Below are 17,385 nucleotides of genomic sequence, written 5' to 3'. Positions count from 1 at the left end.
AACTATGCTAACATATTCATTCTTACAACATTATTGGTGCTTCTTGGTTTCGCTACTGGGAGCCCTGCTGGTATTCCTGCTATTTGTACAAGGTGCGAACTCTATTATATTCTCATTAGGACACAATGACGAAGAGCGCCGGTTGCTGATTAACTCTACAGGACGCAAATGGGAATTTACATTTACGACCCTGGTAACCTTTGGCGGTGCGTTTTTCGCCTCTTTTCCACTGTTCTACTCCACCTCTTTCGGTGGTGCTTACTGGCTGTGGATGCTCATTCTCTTTACTTTTGTACTGCAAGCGGTGAGCTATGAGTTTCAAAACAAGATAGGAAACTTGTTGGGAGCAAAGACCTTCCAATGGTTTCTGGTTATCAACGGCATCTTTGGTCCACTGTTGTTGGGTGGTGCTGTTGCCACCTTCTTTGAGGGTTCTAACTTCATCGTAGAAAAAAGCAACTTGATCAATACTGAAGCCGTCACTCCCATCATCAGCCGTTGGGCCAATGCGTCACACGGACTCGACGCCCTGCTTAATCCATGGGTACTGGTGTTTGGCTTGGCGGTGATGTTTCTGGCACGCACATTGGGCATCTTATACATCATCAACAACGTGAACGACGAGAACATACGCAGTCGTGGCAGCGTCAGACTAATCGGTACTGCCATCCCTTTCGTCATTCTTTTTGTGAGCTATCTTGTCCACCTGCTATTAAAAGACGGTTACGCTTGGAATCCAGAAACGGGCGAAATCTTCATTGAACCCAACAAATATCTGCACAACATGATGGACATGTGGTACCTTACAGTGGTGATGCTGATTGGCGTAGTCCTTGTGCTTTGGGGTATCGCAACCGAACTATTGCGTGACAGCAAATTCTTTACACAGCATCCTTCTCTCTTCAAGTTTGCTGGTATCTGGTCGGCAGGCATTGGCACCGTGCTGACTGTTCTGGCATTGCTACTGACAAGTGCCTGGAACCACACTGCCTACTACCCTTCTACTGCCGATCTTCAGTCATCGCTGACACTCGAAAACTCGTGCAGCAGCTATTTCACGCTCAACACGATGTTCTATGTTTCGCTACTCATCCCCTTTGTATTGGCTTATATTTGCTATGCTTGGCGCAAGATTGACAGCAAGCCCATAGATAAAGACGAGATTGCCAACGATGAGCATGCCTATTAAAAAAAACAGTATAATTGCATTCATTTATAAAAAATAATAACTATTTTTGCAACAGAATCATTAAAAAACATCATTTTTATACCTTATGAAGGAATATAGATTATTGAACCAAGACGAGATTAACGTGCTTGAATCCAACGGCTGTTGGGCAGAAGATTGGAGCCGCGTGCAAGTGGCACTCGACTTCAAACCATACAACTTTCATCGTATGATACTCTATGGCGACATTTGCCTTGGATCGTTCAATAAGCAGATTGAGGTTAGCTCCGGCTTCTTCAAGCATTCTGGCATCAACGATGCTACGTTGCGCAATGTCAGCATTGGCAACGACTGCCTGATAGAAAAAGTTGGAAACTTTATCAATAACTATACTATCGGTGATGACTGCTACATCTCGAACATCTCGACCATGGAGACACTCGAAGGTGCCAGCTATGGTGCTGGTTCTACTATCTCGGTTCTAAACGAGATGGGTGACGGAAACGTGACGTTGTTTCGCGAACTGAATTCACAACTGGCTTCATTCATGGTGAAGCATCATTGCGACAAGGCGCTCATCAATCAATTGAAGCAACTCATAGACGATGAGGTACGTATCAGCACGCCAGAACGAGGTATTATTGGAAACCGCGTGAAGATTATCAACACCAAAGATATTACAAATACCGTCATCAAGGGCGACTGCGAGATTAGCGGAGCTGCCCGTTTGAACGAATGTACCATTCTAAGCAACGAAGATGCCAGCGTCTTTATCGGCACAGGTGTCATCTGCGAGAATTCTATCATCTGCGACGGTTGCTCTATTAACAACTCGGTGAAGATGCAAGACTGCTTCGTCGGCGAAGCCTGTCAGATTACCAATGGTTTCACAGCCGAAGCGAGTCTGTTCTTTGCCAACTCGTTCATGGCCAATGGTGAAGCATGTGCAGCCTTCTGTGGTCCTTTCTCAGCCTCACATCATAAGAGTTCTTTGCTGATTGGAGGCGAGTTCTCATTCTACAATGCCGGTTCAAACACCAACTTCTCGAACCATGCCTATAAGATGGGCCCCATGCACTATGGCACGCTGGAGCGTGGCACCAAAACAGCTTCGGGTTCCTACGTGCTGATGCCTGCAACTATTGGTGCTTTCAGTGTCTGCTTCGGAAAGCTGATGCACCACCCCGACACACGCTGTTTGCCATTCTCCTACCTGATTGCTTACGGCGACACTATGTATTTGGTGCCAGGCCGCAACATTACTACAGTAGGTCTCTACCGCGACATCAAGAAATGGCCTAAGCGCGACAAGCGTTCTAAACAGTCGAAAAAAAGTATCATCAACTTCGACTGGCTCAGCCCTTTCACCGTGGGTGAGATTATGCAAGGCATTGAAATCCTAAAAGCATTGCGTAACGCATCAGGTGAAAATGTGACGAGTTATAACTTCCATGAGTACGTCATCAATGCCTCATCACTAAAGAAAGGACTGAAATACTACGACATTGCCCTACGCATCTACATGGGTGCCGTCTTGAAACGCGCCCAAAAAGAGGGATACATTGGTAAGCCCATCAGCAACATAGGACAAGGAACGTGGGTTGACATGAGCGGACTGCTGCTACCCCAAAGTGAAGAACAGCGCCTCATCGATGATATCAAAGGAGGCAACATAGACAACATCCAACAGGTATTAGACCGCTTCGACGAGATCAACAAGAACTATAGCAACTACCGCTGGGCTTGGAGTTACCAAATGATTCTGGACTATTACCACCTGGAAGAGCTCAATGAGACCGCTTGTGAACGTATCCGCGAGGACTATGTCAGAGCCCGTCGAGCATGGATTGCCGAGATTCGGAAAGATGCAGAAAAAGAATTTCAGATGGGCGATGTTGAGCAGAATGTCTTCGATGACTTCCTTTCAAAGCTTGATCATGAAATTGACTACGAGAATTAATTAATCAAAGATAAATGAATTTTAAACTATTATCAGGAGCCTGTGTTCTCTCACTGGCTCTCTTTTTATTGAGCAGTTGCAGCAAGGACTACGAAACCGTTAAGGGCGATCCTACGCAAACACGCATTTACACACTGGAAAACGGACTGAAAGTATATCTAAGTGTCAACAAGGAGGCACCACGCATACAGACATACATTGCCGTGCGCACTGGTTCTAAGAACGACCCGGCAGAGACCACGGGCTTGGCACATTACTTAGAGCATCTGATGTTCAAGGGGACAGACAAGTTTGGCGTAACCAACGTCAAAGCCGAAGCGCCACTTTTAGACGACATTGAAGCGCGCTATGAGCGGTATCGTAAATTGACCGATCCCGAAGCACGTCGCCAGGCTTATCATGAGATAGACTCTGTCAGCCAGTTAGCTGCCAAGTATTTCATTCCCAACGAATACGACAAGTTGATGGCCATCATCGGCTCTGAGGGATCCAATGCCTATACGAGCGAAGATGTCACTTGCTATGTAGAGGACATCCCATCCAATGAGGTTGAGAATTGGGCCAAGATTCAGAGCGATCGTTTCCAGAACATGGTGATTCGTGGCTTCCACACCGAGTTGGAAGCAGTCTATGAGGAATACAATATGCACCTTTCCAACGACATTGATAAGTTGTTCGTTGCCATGTCTGCCAAGCTGTTCCCCAACCACCCCTACGGCACACAGACCACCATTGGCACACAAGAGCATTTGAAGAATCCTTCAATATCTAATATCAAAGCATATTTTAAGAAATGGTATGTGCCCAACAACGTAGCTATCTGCATGGCTGGCGACTTTGATCCCGACGAGGTGATGAGCACCATCAAGAAATATTTCGGTGAGTGGAAGGCAGGCGATGATGTCGAACAGCCTACTTTCCCCGCACAACCGGCAATCACGAGTCCTATCGACACCACCGTGGTGGGACTGGAAGCAGAGACCATCTGGCTGGGTTGGCGCTTTGACAAGGCCAACTCGCTCCAGACCGACACACTGCAAGTTGTAGAGCAAATGCTAAGCAATGGAACTGCCGGTCTCATCGACTTAGACATCAACCAGCAGATGAAGATGCTCGAGGCTTGGGCTGGTTCACAGACCAACATGGATTATTCTACGTTCCTGATGGCAGGTACCCCAAGTGAAGGGCAGACACTCGACGAAGTGCGCAGTTTGCTTCTTGAGGAAATCGAGAAATTAAAGAAAGGCCAGTTCTCAGACGATCTTTTGCCCTCTGTCATCAACAACATGAAACTACAGTACTATAATGCACTTGAATCCAACCAAGCCCGCGCCAACATGTTTGTAGAGGCCTTTATCAATGGCACACCCTGGCAGCAGGAGGTAGAGTGGCTCAGTCGTTTGGAAGGCATGACAAAAGAACAGATTGTGGCTTTTGCCAATCGGCATTTTCAGAACAACTATGTAGCTGTCTATAAGCGTCAAGGCGTTGACACCACACAAAGGAAGATTGAAAAACCTGCCATCACACCTATTCCAGCCAACCGCGAATTAGTGTCAGACTACGTCAAGAGCATACAAAACACCAAAGTAGCTCCCATCGAGCCCAAATTTGTAGATTTCAAACGTGACCTCACCTTTGGAGAAACCAATTCAAAGTTGCCCTTTATCTATGTCAAAAACGTAGAGAACGGACGGTTCACACTGGCTTTCCATTATGCCTTTGGCGAGGAAAGTGATGTGCGCTATAACTATGCTGCCGAGTATCTGGACTATCTTGGCACCGACTCACTGTCTGCCCAGCAGTTGAAACAGCAGTTCTACAAGCTGGCTTGCAACTACAACATCAGCGTGGGCGACCGCGACATCTTCGTGACCCTGAACGGACTAAGCGAGAATATGGCCGAGGCTTTGGCTTTGACAGAACACGTGATGCAGCATGCCAAGGTTGACAGCGCTGCTTACATGCAGTATATTGCCATCAGAGAGAAAAGCCGCATGGACCAGAAAGCAGACCAGAATGCCAATTTCCAACATCTGTTCGCTTATGGCATGTATGGTGCATACAACCCCTATCGCAATGATTACACTGCACAACAATTAGCCGAGACCAATCCTCAGGAACTGCTCAACCTGTTGCGCGACCTGAAGCGCTATCAGCACACCATATTATATTATGGCCCTATGGACGAGCAAGAGTTGTCAGCCGTCATCAGCGAACAGCATCCTACGGGGCAGTTGGCCGCCGTGCCTCAAGGCAAGCACTACACATTGCAGCCCACCCCGCAAAGCGAGATACTCATTGCGCCCTATGATGCCAAGAACATCTACATGCGCATGTTCCACAACGAACCACGTCAGTGGAACCACGACGACGATGCTATCCAGGCCCTCTTCAACGAATACTACGGTGGAGGCATGAACTCCATTGTCTTCCAGGAGATGCGCGAGACGCGCGGTCTGGCCTATAATGCCTTTGCGCTCTATATGCAACCTCAACATGCCGACGCATCTGAGTATTTCTTCACCCACATCATCACCCAGAACGACAAGATGATGGACTGCGCACGACAATTCCACACCATCCTCGACAGCATCCCTCAGAGCATCAATGCTTTCCACATTGCGAAAGAGTCGCTCACCAAGCGTCTGGCAAGTCAACGTACTACTAAGTTCGGACTTATCAACGCATGGCTGCAGGCCAAGGAGCGTGGCATCGACTACGACATGAACGAGCGAATTTACAATGCCCTCCCCGCCCTGACGATGCAAGACATTGTGAAGTTTGAGCAAGAGCGCATGGCCAAAAAGCCATTCCGCTACATCATCCTTGGCGATGAGAAGGAACTCGACATGAAGACCCTGCAACAATACGGGCCCGTGAAGCGTGTCACCACCGAACAAATCTTTGGTTATTGATTTGACTTTGAAAAGGGACGCTAAAGCGGAAGAATGATGTCGCTTTAGCATCCCTTTTCTTCCCCTTTAGAACACTAAAACAACCATATTATTAATTAAACAACCATACTACTGGAAATGAAAAAACTAACTACTACGCTGCTCTTCATGGCGGCAACATCAATCACAATCGGACAGAACCATGTCGCCGTAAGGCAAGGCACCTTTGATTCATCCTGGGAGAGTCTGTCACAATGGGAATGTCCAGAATGGTTTAAGGACGCCAAGTTTGGCATCTGGGCACACTGGGGACCACAGTGTCAGGCAGAAGATGGCGATTGGTATGCCCGCCACATCTATTTCGAAGGGCACGCCCAAAACAAGTTCCACGTTGGTCATTTTGGTCAACCTGCAGAGTTTGGGCTAAAGGAGCTATGCAATGCTTGGAAAGCAGAAGCTTGGAACCCCGACGAGTTGGTCAGGCTATATAAGAGCGTAGGTGCTCGCTATTTCATGGCCTTAGCCAATCACCACGACAACTTCGACCTCTGGGACTCCCCTTACCAGGAATGGAACTCGGTCAACATCGGTCCAAAGAAAGACATCATCAAAGGTTGGAAAACTGCCTGCCAAAAAGTTGGTCTTCCCTTGGGAGTCAGCATCCATGCCTCACACGCATGGACATGGTTGGAACCATCTCAGGAATATGACGGCAACCTGACCAAAGCCGAAGGCAAAGGCAAGTGGTGGGAAGGCATGGACCCACAGGAGCTCTATGCCCAAAGACATGCGCATTCAGCCGACTGGAAGAAGGTGCGCGGCATTCACCCACAATGGGACTGGGGCAAAGGAGCCTCACTACCCTCTGAACAGTACAAACTAAAATTTCAAAACCGCGTGCTGCAGCTCATCAACGACTATAATCCCGACATGATATACTTCGATGATACGGCCATGCCCTTCTACGGATGCGATGACAATATAGGCCAAAACATTCTGCAACACTACTATAACCATAGCGCTGCTCAGCACAAAAGCAAACAACAAGTCATCGTCACGGGCAAGCAACTGACGGCACAGCAAAAGGATTACATGATGTGGGACGTTGAGCGTGGTGTCCCCGATCGTCCACAACAGGAATATTGGCAGACCTGCACATGTATTGGCCAGTGGCACTACGACCAGAATGTGTATCAGCAAAACCGCTATAAGAGTGGTGCTACAGTCATCCGCATGCTCATTGACGTAGTCTCCAAGAATGGCAATCTGCTGCTCTCTGTCCCCGTAAAAGCCAATGGAACGATCGATGACAAAGAACAAGCCATACTTGCCGACATTAAGGCATGGATGGACATCAATGGTGAAAGCATCTACGGCACACGCACGTGGCAGACCTTTGGCGAAGGTCCCCTTGCAGAATCAGCCAACCCAATGAATGCGCAGGGCTTCAACGAAGGGCAGACTTACTCATCAAGGGATGTGCGTTACGTTCAGAAGAAAGGCATTGTCTATGCCACCATCATGGACTGGCCCGAGTCTGGCGCTTTTCTCATGAAAGCATTGAGCACGAAAAGCGGAAAGATAAAAAAGGTAGAGTTGTTAGGTGGCCACAAAGTAGCCTTCACACAAGACGCCAATGGGCTCACCATCATGATTCCTGCCGACAAACCCAACACCATCGCTCCCGTTTTCCGTATCACGTTCAAGAAGTAATCAGCGGCGCACGAGTGTTGACCCACTGACCGTTACTGGCCCATCTATCTGCACCACATAGATGCCAGATGCAAGCCAAGGCAATGCCAAGTTATAAGACGTCAATCCTTGGTGCAACTGTCCAACATACACCTGGGCGCCAGAAAGAGCAAACAAGCGAATCGTGGCAGACCGCTGTAAGGCGTCCGCCATACACACACGAAGCATGCCATCGGCAGTCATACTGACGGTGGCATGCGTTTGTTTCTTTGAGACACCGTCTATTTTATCAGTTCCCAACAGATAAAGCAAGCCACGATAGACGTCAATCTCACCATATCCATACTCATTATTGGGGTAAGTCAGCGATGGGTCTGGCTGCCGACAGGTGTGCGCCATCACATCTTTCACCTCGGCAGGGGTCAGCGTAGGTTTAGCCTGAAGCCATAGTGCGATGGCGCCAGCCACAGCCGGACAGGACATAGAGGTCCCACTATTGGAATTCCACGCATAGGTCCGTCCGTTAAAATCAAAATGGGCCACATCCCATTTCACGTCAGAAGCATCAGGGTGATGCTCTAAGTACCAACTACTATACGATGAGATGATGTTATTGCCTGGTGCCATCACGTCGGGTTTGATGCGCCCGTCTGTTGTCGGTCCCACCGAAGAAAATGGCACACGCATGCCTTGAGGCGCATGCCAATAGTGCTTCCATGCGCCTTCGTAATTGGCTATGCTGTCGCGATAGCTGGTGGCCCCCACGCTAATCACACAAGGAGCTGACGATGGTGAATGAACATTGTGCGTGCTCTCTCCAGCAAATAGCAGGGGATTCACAGCATTCGTTACCAACGTACCGGTCATATTCCAGAAACCCACCTCTGCATCGCGCCCGACAATCTCGACAGAAAAAGGGCAAATCTTTCCCACCCCACGTTCGCTATTCACCATCACATCGTAGCACACATCTTGAGCATCATAGCAAGAAGCATAGGCTTCCACCTCGAAAAAATAAGTAGTGCCATCATGGCGCAGTGCCATCTGCATGGTGCTGTCGGTTTGTTCCTTCACTTGCTTGCTGTCCACCAATACGGTATCATTGCGGGCGCCATATAGCACCATGCGCAAGACAAAGTCATCTGCCGACTTCAACGTGAAGGCCGACTCTTGATTCTTCGACGTCAAGAACGTGCCTTCAGACTGCTCACCGCGCCGCTTACAGAACCATGTTTTCTGATGTCCCCTGTTACCTGCCGCTGCCACCAAGATGCGTCCAGGTCCCACCAAACTGTCCAACATCTCGTAATACAGTTGATCATGGCCATAAAAATCCTCACTGCTGCCCTCACTAAAAGAAATCACACATGGCTGTTGGAGCCGTTCTGCCTGATCGAAAAGATACTTGAACCCAAGCGCATCAGTCGCAAATGTATATTTATAGTAATCAGCGGAATCCACATAAGCAGCATTATCGCCCACTGCATTGGCAACCAAACAGATGTCTGCGTCGGGCGCCATGCCCCGATATTTCGTGTCATAGCCACTACCAGCAGCAATACCAAGTGTGTGTGTGCCGTGTGTCATGTCTCGGCCATCGGTCGAGCGCCCAAGTGCTTTAATCTCTGTAACATCCGTATAGTCACGTCCCACGGGGAACCTACTTCCCAACGTATCGCGAGACAGCATATCCCAAAACGCCTTAATACGATACGCCGACATATCACGACTATAGAAATTTGGATGCGTCAGATCAAAGCCAATGTCCATCACCCCCACCACTACACCGTCGCCCGTAAAGGCGTGCGGTAGTGCTTGACCTTCATAGGCGGGTAGCGCATTCAGGTGGACAGCCATCGAATCGGTCAGCACCTGTGCAGCATGATTAGCCTCAATGCGCAAGATACGCGGGTCCAGCGACAACTCTGCCAATTGGTCTGTCGATAGATCCACGATATAGAGTTGTCCTTTTCTCAACAACACCTTGCAGCCATGCTCTTGCAGTGCCCGTTGGCCACCTGCGGTCACCTTCACAAAGGCACAGACCCGCTGTGGTGATGACACGGTGGTCCTCGCCACCCTCCGCAACAAAGGCGACAGTTTGCCCATTCGTGCCCGTTGAGGGTAAGTATCCATCAGTCCTAAGACTATGAGCATCAACGCAATAATATATCTTTTCATCCTCATATCTGCGGCAAAGATAATAAAAAAAACAAAAACCTTACAAAAGGTGCCATGTCTTTTATGTTCTTTCAAAAAAAATCCGTAAATTTGTAGCCCGAAAACAAATAACTAAATATACTAACAATGAAAAAAATACTACTCTTAACCATGTGGCTGACTGTGGCAATCAATATGATGGCACAGAACTCAGAACAGGCCATGAAGGCTGACTTGATGCAGATGTTGGCCAACTTTTCCACTTATCTTAAGAACGACTTCCAGGACTGTGCTGCCCCCAACAGCCTCAACGAGGTGTGTGGTTGTTTCAAGGGCGAGAACACGATGGGCAACGACGAGCGCGGTGTGCGCCCCAATGCCGACCTCTCAATGATTTGCGCCTTCCTGGTCAAATATGGCAAAGATCAGGTGACGCTCCCCGCCAATGTAACGTGGGACGACATGGAGGCAATGGCCAAGAAAAGCCTTGTCTTTGCCTATTCTACGCACAAGGCCAACAAGCTGAAGGTGTGCGCCGGCAACAAATACTGGGGCTCTACCTCCACAAGCGATGCAGTGTGGGAGAGCTCGCTATGGGCCATGTCAGTAGCCTATTCGGCCTTTTTCCAATGGGACAAGCTGACTGACAATCAGAAAGGATATATCTACAATCTGTTGAAGGCAGAATGCAACTACGAATTGGGACGATCGATTCCCATAGGTTTCAACGGCGACACCAAGGCAGAGGAAAACGGTTGGGAGGCCGATGTACTGGCAGCCACGTTAGGACTGTTCCCCAACGACGAATTAGCACCTCGTTGGTTCCAGCGCCTGCGCGAATTTGCCATCAACAGCTACTCGCAGAAAGACGATGCAACCGACGAGACCGTGATAGACCCTGACTACGATCAGAAGCGCGTCAAGGATCTTTATAAGGGTCAGAACCTTTATGACGACTTTACGCTGCAGAACCACAACTATTTCCATACGTCATACCAGAACGTAGTCATTCAGGAACTGGGCGAGGCTGCTCTGGCACTTAAACTGTTCCAGCAGGGACTCTATGGCGAAGAGAAATGGAAGACTAACGCCTTGATGCACAACAACGACAAGGTGATGAACGAAGTGCTCTACTGGTTGGCACTCAGCGATGGAGAGTTGGCCATGCCTAACGGCAACGACTGGAGCCTGTTCCTTTACGACCAAATCACCTCCTACTCTACCAATGCTTGTTTCTTGCGCGACCCTCATGCGCTGATGTTGGAAGACCGCGCCTACCAAATGATCAAGTCACGCCAGCAGACAACCACCGATGGACAGTGGCTGTTGCGACCCGACGTTGGTGCCCGCCGAATGGGTGTAGAGGCTCATCGCGTGATGATGACCTGGCTGATGCACGAACTGCTCTCTACTGCCGACCTGACACCCACCAGTTGGGAGGACTTCAACCGTCAGTATGCCGAGGCCAAGGTATTTGCAACACAGAACATCATACGCGCTTCCACCCAACAGCGCTTCACCACATTCTCTTGGAGCAGCGGACTGCAGAGCTATACTGGCTATATTGCGCCCCACGTGAAAAACTTGGAACAGTCTAACCTCATCGTGCCCTACCGCGCCAACAACACCGGCAATTTCATTGGATGGTATGACGTGAGTGGCAAGAAGGCAAATGCCACACCGGTCGTGAGCGGCATCTACGACCTTCGTGGCAACAGCTATGTCATGAATGGTGAACTGAACACCAACGATGCCTCACTGAACAACCGTTTTGCCATCTATTCAACACCAGGCAATGCCGTTATCTATATAGATTATGTACGTGCCAACGCACCTGTCACAATCACAGCCGAGAAGGGCGGACTGATGGCTATCAGCATGGACGAGTTTACCAAGACTCAGCGCACCTTCTACACGGCAGAAGGCGAACAGCTACTGGATGGCATCACACTGAAAAAGCTGACAACGCCCTGGGTGAACATCGACAACCAGCTGGGCATCGTGACCAACAAGAATCAGATGGGCTTTGGCGAACGCAGCAACAACAATTCGGTGATGACTTCAAAGCTATATACATGCTACGACAATACCAGCCGTAGCGTGAAAGCCGGCCAGACGGTGGACCGCCGTGCCGTGGTCTATTACTCCAACACCGATGCCCAGACCACTGCCCAGCTTTCAGCAGCACTGAGAGCGATAGAAGTTCCAGAGGGATGGCAGGCCGTTTTCGCCCTCGACCCCGACAATACCGGTTATTTCATCGTGGCCAACTTTGCCAGCGACCAGCAGCTCCGTCTGCCTTTGGTCAAGACCACAATGGGCTATCCAGTTCTGTCAGTCCCCTCTGTTGATTACCGTTTTGCACTGGAGGAGAACCATAGTCATGCAGACATCGTGAAGTTCTATTACGACCAACCAGAATTACTGACCGTCCAAGAGAAAGACCATCCCGACGTGGCCTACTTCATGAACCTCACCAAGAGCAATGACGAGTTCACCATCCACGCCGTCACCACCGATGGCGTCAAGGAGAAAACCATCAAGTTCTCTGGCACCATTAAAGCATCAATTGTGGGAGGCGACCTTCTGATCGAGGAAGGTGCCACATTTCCCGTTTCCGATGAAAATGAAGACCTTACGCAAGGCTATGAAGACATCACAGAGATAGCACTGGAGAATGCCAACTTTGAAAATGATGAGACTTATGGCAAAGCAGACGGCAGCGTGACTCTGAACGGTGTGACCTACAACCCCTGCTACACTAACACCGTGGCTGCGACCAACACGAAATGGGCCAACATACTGCCCGTCAAGGGGTGGAAGGCTGGCAACACACTAAGCGGAGGCTCTAACTTCTGTCGCATGTACTCCATGCCCTACAGCACCACGCAGTTTTGCGCCAGCCCCAGCTCCGTAGGCAACTACACCGCACGCTGTTCGCGCCCCATGGCCGACACCACTTGCGGCGACCGTGTGCTGACAGTACTGAACTCGTGGGATGCCGGCACCAATGCCATCACGCAGTCCGTCACACTGCCTAAGGGCAAGTTTCGCCTGCTGATGGATGCCCGTTACGAATGTCCCAACCAGACTAGCAACAACGGAACTGTGGTCACCACCAGCGGCAACAACACCTGCACCTCAATGACTGGCATCAAGATCGGCTCCAAGAGCGACTACCGCTATCCTTCCGTGAATGCCTCGTGGCAACTGTTATGCTTTGACTTCGAGCTGACATCGCCACAAGACGTCACCATCTCTATGGGTTATAAGTCATCGGCCAGCGCTGGTGCTGCCAACAACACACTGCTCTATCTGGACAATGTGCGTCTTCTTCAGGACAGCAACACCATCGACGCTATCCGCGAACATCAGGCATCAACACCCGATGGGATGTTCTACGACCTCATGGGACGTCGTGTAGCGGTCCCTGCCAAAGGACTCTACATCTATCATGGAAAGAAAATCGTGAGATAAAGGAGAAATAAAAAGCTATCTGACCACAGGCATTGGTCGCCCGATAAGTGTCGAGTCAATCTTTGCCTTGGGAAGATGCAAGGGGCCTAAAGGCGAGTGATGGCTTTGCCCCTTAGAGTCGAACCTGTTGACATCGAACCAAATGGTGTTTTCAGGTTCGGCTTTTTCTATGCGCACATGCGCAGTGCCATCGCCCAGGATGCCCAGTCGTGCAGCAGCACCATAGCTCAGGTCCACGATGCGTCCGCGAATGTAGGGACCGCGATCGTTCACCCTCACCACCACTGTCTTGCCTGTCTTGGTATTCGTTACCTTCAGAAAGGTGCCAAACTTATAGCTCTTATGCGCACAGGTCATGCTGTCGTGATGAAGCCGTTCGCCATTGGCCGTCTTCGTACCAGTCATCCGTTTAGAATAATAAGAAGCCTTACCGCTTTGACTTTGTGCCAAAGCAGTAAGGCTTATTGCCACTGAAATCAGAAATATCGTTATCTTTCTAAGTTGCATTCAAATGAATTAAACAATGCCCTGCGCCAGCATCGCCTTGGCAACCTTCATGAAGCCAGCCACGTTGGCACCTTTCACATAGTTCACGTAGTTGCCCTCGCGACCGTACTTGACGCACTGCTCATGAATGCCCGACATGATTTGATGCAGACGCTGATCGACTTCCTCTGCCGTCCACGACATGCGCATCGAATTCTGCGTCATCTCCAGACCAGAGGTAGCCACGCCACCTGCATTGACGGCCTTGCCAGGAGCAAACAACTGACCAGCGGCGATAAACTTATTGACGGCCTCAGCAGTGCATCCCATGTTCGACACCTCAGCCACACAGAGGGGCTTGTTGGCCAGAATCATGTCGGCATCATCGCCATTCAGCTCGTTCTGAGTGGCACAGGGCAGATAGATATCGGCCTTCTGTTCCCAAGGTTTCTTGCCTGCAAAGAACTTCGAACCGGGGAACTCCTTTTCATAGGGCTGACAGACATCGTTGCCCGATGCACGCAGCTCCAACATGTACTCTATCTTCTCGGCATCCAGTCCTGCGGGATCATAGATATAACCATCGGGACCACTGATGGTGATGACCTTAGCGCCCAGTTCGGTAGCCTTCTTTGCAGCACCCCAAGCCACATTGCCGAAGCCTGAAAGAGCTACTGTCTTGCCCTTGATATCGATGCCGTGAGTATCCATCATCTGATGTACGAAGTAGAGAGCACCATAACCTGTAGCCTCTGGGCGCAGGATACTGCCGCCCCATTCTATACCCTTACCCGTCAGGGTAGCGCCATGGAACTGCGAGGTCAGTTTCTTATACATACCAAACAGGTAGCCAATCTCACGACCGCCAACACCGATATCACCGGCAGGCACGTCCATATCGGGACCTATCACCTTGTAGAGCTCCGTCATAAAGGCCTGACAGAAGCGCATGATTTCGGCATCGCTCTTACCACGAGGGGCAAAGTCGCTACCACCTTTACCGCCACCCATAGGCAGTGTTGTCAGCGCATTCTTGAAGGTCTGTTCGAAGCCCAGGAACTTCAAGATAGACAGGTTGACCGATGGGTGGAAGCGCAGTCCGCCTTTATAGGGGCCTATAGCGCTGTTGAACTGCACGCGATAGCCAATGTTGACCTGCACCTCGCCCTTGTCATCGACCCAGGGCACACGGAATGTAATGATTCGCTCGGGCTCTACGATACGCTCCACGATCTTTGCCTTTTCAAACTCTGGGTGCTGGTTATATACATCCTTAATAGATTCGAGCACTTCGCGTACGGCCTGAAGGTATTCCAACTCGCCGGGGTGCTTGCGCTCCAACTCTTGCATAATTTTCTGTACTTCCATAGTGTCTTATAGTTTTAAAGTTGTCAATTTGTTTACTTACACACCGCAAATATAGAGAAAATAGCAATACCAACCAAGAAAAAAGGCAAAAACTTTCGTTCTTGCCTTTCATTTTGCTATTATTTAACGATTTTTACTGTTCTTCAATGTTGTACAAAAAGTCGTTATACGGGTATTTCTGAACGTGCAGTTCGCGCACCTTATTATATAATACGCTACGGAGTTCGTCGATGTTCTCCTTCTGCTTAGCCGAAATAAAGAGGCAGTCGCCCTGCATCTTGGCCATCCAAGTGCGTTTCAGGTCGTCGAGCGAAATATTCTCCTTGGTGGGTTCCGTCAGGTCGTCTTCGTCCTGCGGAGTCCACCTATAGGCATCTATCTTATTGAAGACCACCATTGACGGTGTCTCCGAGCAGCCCAACTCGCCCAGCGTCTGTTCCACCACTCTTATCTGGTCTTCAAAGTCGGGGTGCGAGATATCCACCACGTGCACCAGCAGATCGGCTTCGCGCACCTCATCAAGTGTTGACTTAAACGACTCTACCAAGTCTGAGGGCAACTTACGGATAAAGCCCACCGTGTCGGCCAACAAGAACGGGAGATTTTCGATGGTCACCTTGCGAACGGTGGTATCGAGCGTGGCAAAGAGCTTGTTCTCGGCAAAGACATCGCTCTTCGACAGCAGGTTCATCAACGTCGATTTGCCCACATTGGTATAGCCCACCAGTGCCACACGTATCAGTCGGCCACGGTTCTTGCGTTGCGTAGTCTTCTGTTTGTCTATCTCGACCAGTCGCTGTTTCAGCAGTGTGATGCGGTGCAGGATGATGCGTCGGTCCATCTCCAACTGCGTCTCACCTGGTCCACGCAGTCCCACACTACCTTTTCCGCCACCCGAGCCAGAGCCACCGCCCTGTCGCTCCAAGTGTGTCCACAGACGCTGCAGTCGTGGCAGCATATAGCGATGTTGTGCCAGTTCCACTTGTGTCTTAGCCTCGGCCGTTTGGGCACGCATGGCAAAAATATCGAGAATCAGCGAGGTGCGGTCCAGTATCTTCACCTGCAGTTCTTTCTCTATGTTGCGTATCTGTTTGGCGCTCAGTTCATCGTCGAAGATCACCATGCCCACAGGTTGTGGTGCCTCGCCCATATCCTCTGCCGAAATCAGCTGTTCTTCCTGCTGATCCATCCAGTCGTCGTAGGCATCTTGACACGCCTTGATATATTGTCGGATCTCATCCAGCTTACCGCTTCCCACATAGGTCACACTGCTGGGTCCACCCACTTTCTGCGTGAATCGCTTCACCACGCGGGCGCCAGCCGTATCAGCGAGAAACTCGAGTTCGTCGAGATATTCCTTTGTCTTTGCTTCGTCTTGTTGTGGGGTTATGAGTCCCACCAGCACAGCCGTCTCGGCCTTAGCTTCTGATATTACAAATTCCTTCATTCAAGATTATTTAATCGATATTCGGCCACAAAGGTATAAAGAAAATCACGTAATCTTTCAACTCTTCAAATAAATTTTGGCCAGAATTAATTGAATTTTGGCAAAAATTTAAAAGCGTAGTTACAGCATGTCTTGTGAAAAGGAGCGCACTTCGTGCGGAAGGTTTAGCTCGACGGCCGCGCTCGACCTTTGGTCGCTTGCTACCATCGGGACGCAAGAAGGGAAAGTCAAATTCCACAGAATTGGAAACAAAATTATTCAGAGATGATTTTATTTTTTTTGCTTAATTTTGAACCAAATTTTGGATAATTTCCCTGCGAAGCAGGCTCAAATTAGCGAAATAGACTTATACCCTTAAATCAAATTATAGCTATAATTCAATAAAAATTTCGACAAAAGCGAAAAAAGGGCAGAGCATCATCGCTCTGCCCTTGTTATATGACAAGGTAGCAGTACCTGACACAATTCATTGCTATAAATGTTTAAAAATTATTATTTTATTTGACACAAAGAGACGACGGAGGCCGTCCGTCGTCTCTTTGTCAGGTTCCATTGACACTATGGCCATCTATTGACCGCCGTCATAATCCCAATCTTCGTAATCTTCATCGTCGCTAAACTGAGTATCCACAGGGTCCACAGGGCTGCTTACTAGCAAATTGGGCTTATATTTAAGCATTACCACGCTTGTGGCGGGTTTTTCATATTTTTTCTTCATTGCTGTGTCCTC

General features: G+C 49.4%; 10 protein-coding genes. 5 read left to right on the top strand and 5 right to left on the bottom strand.

The features are described 5' to 3' along the window. The first annotated feature begins 4 nt into the window (after positions 1-4). The 4 genes from L6472_RS03170 to L6472_RS03155 all read left to right on the top strand — a co-directional run bounded on the left by L6472_RS03170 (position 5) and on the right by L6472_RS03155 (position 7,738). Positions 5-1,189, top strand: coding sequence for a cytochrome d ubiquinol oxidase subunit II (locus L6472_RS03170; RefSeq protein WP_237807127.1), 1,185 nt, complete (start codon positions 5-7; stop codon positions 1,187-1,189). Positions 1,190-1,274: 85 nt separating this feature from the next. Then, positions 1,275-3,128 (top strand): DUF4954 family protein, encoded by a 1,854-nt coding sequence (locus L6472_RS03165; RefSeq protein ID WP_237807125.1) that lies wholly within the window; start codon positions 1,275-1,277, stop codon positions 3,126-3,128. A gap of 14 nt (positions 3,129-3,142) precedes the next feature. After that, the gene (locus L6472_RS03160; RefSeq protein ID WP_237807122.1) at positions 3,143-6,046 is read left to right on the top strand and encodes a pitrilysin family protein; all 2,904 of its coding nucleotides are present in this window, start codon (positions 3,143-3,145) and stop codon (positions 6,044-6,046) included. A 117-nt stretch (positions 6,047-6,163) separates the two neighbouring features. Beyond that, positions 6,164-7,738, top strand: coding sequence for an alpha-L-fucosidase (locus L6472_RS03155; protein WP_370640875.1), 1,575 nt, complete (start codon positions 6,164-6,166; stop codon positions 7,736-7,738). Here L6472_RS03155 and L6472_RS03150 read toward each other — a convergent pair whose 3' ends face one another. Continuing rightward, a complete protein-coding gene (locus L6472_RS03150) occupies positions 7,739-9,898 on the bottom strand; it encodes a S8 family serine peptidase (RefSeq protein ID WP_237807120.1) in 2,160 nt (719 codons plus the stop codon). A gap of 126 nt (positions 9,899-10,024) precedes the next feature. On the opposite strand from L6472_RS03150, the gene L6472_RS03145 reads away from it, so the two are divergent. Beyond that, complete coding sequence (locus L6472_RS03145) at positions 10,025-13,354, top strand: hypothetical protein (RefSeq protein ID WP_237807118.1); 3,330 nt, start codon at positions 10,025-10,027, stop codon at positions 13,352-13,354. Positions 13,355-13,369: 15 nt separating this feature from the next. Here the strand turns inward: L6472_RS03145 and L6472_RS03140 are convergent, their stop codons facing one another. The 4 genes from L6472_RS03140 to L6472_RS03125 all read right to left on the bottom strand — a co-directional run bounded on the left by L6472_RS03140 (position 13,370) and on the right by L6472_RS03125 (position 17,373). Next, the gene (locus L6472_RS03140; RefSeq protein WP_237807117.1) at positions 13,370-13,804 is read right to left on the bottom strand and encodes a septal ring lytic transglycosylase RlpA family protein; all 435 of its coding nucleotides are present in this window, start codon (positions 13,802-13,804) and stop codon (positions 13,370-13,372) included. 66 nt (positions 13,805-13,870) lie between these two features. After that, positions 13,871-15,208, bottom strand: a complete 1,338-nt coding sequence (gdhA, locus tag L6472_RS03135) for an NADP-specific glutamate dehydrogenase (RefSeq protein ID WP_237807115.1) — start codon at positions 15,206-15,208, stop codon at positions 13,871-13,873. 133 nt (positions 15,209-15,341) lie between these two features. Beyond that, on the bottom strand, positions 15,342-16,655 hold the full coding sequence (hflX, locus tag L6472_RS03130; protein ID WP_237807113.1) for a GTPase HflX: 1,314 nt from the start codon (positions 16,653-16,655) through the stop codon (positions 15,342-15,344). A 568-nt stretch (positions 16,656-17,223) separates the two neighbouring features. Further along, on the bottom strand, positions 17,224-17,373 hold the full coding sequence (locus L6472_RS03125; RefSeq protein ID WP_237807111.1) for a hypothetical protein: 150 nt from the start codon (positions 17,371-17,373) through the stop codon (positions 17,224-17,226). Positions 17,374-17,385: the final 12 nt, after the last annotated feature.

Origin of the sequence: Prevotella sp. E13-17 (assembly GCF_022024035.1) — a bacterium.
In the GTDB taxonomy this organism is placed as follows: domain Bacteria; phylum Bacteroidota; class Bacteroidia; order Bacteroidales; family Bacteroidaceae; genus Prevotella.
Note: the sequence above shows the minus strand (reverse complement) of the source record. Positions and strands in the feature narration are given on the sequence as shown.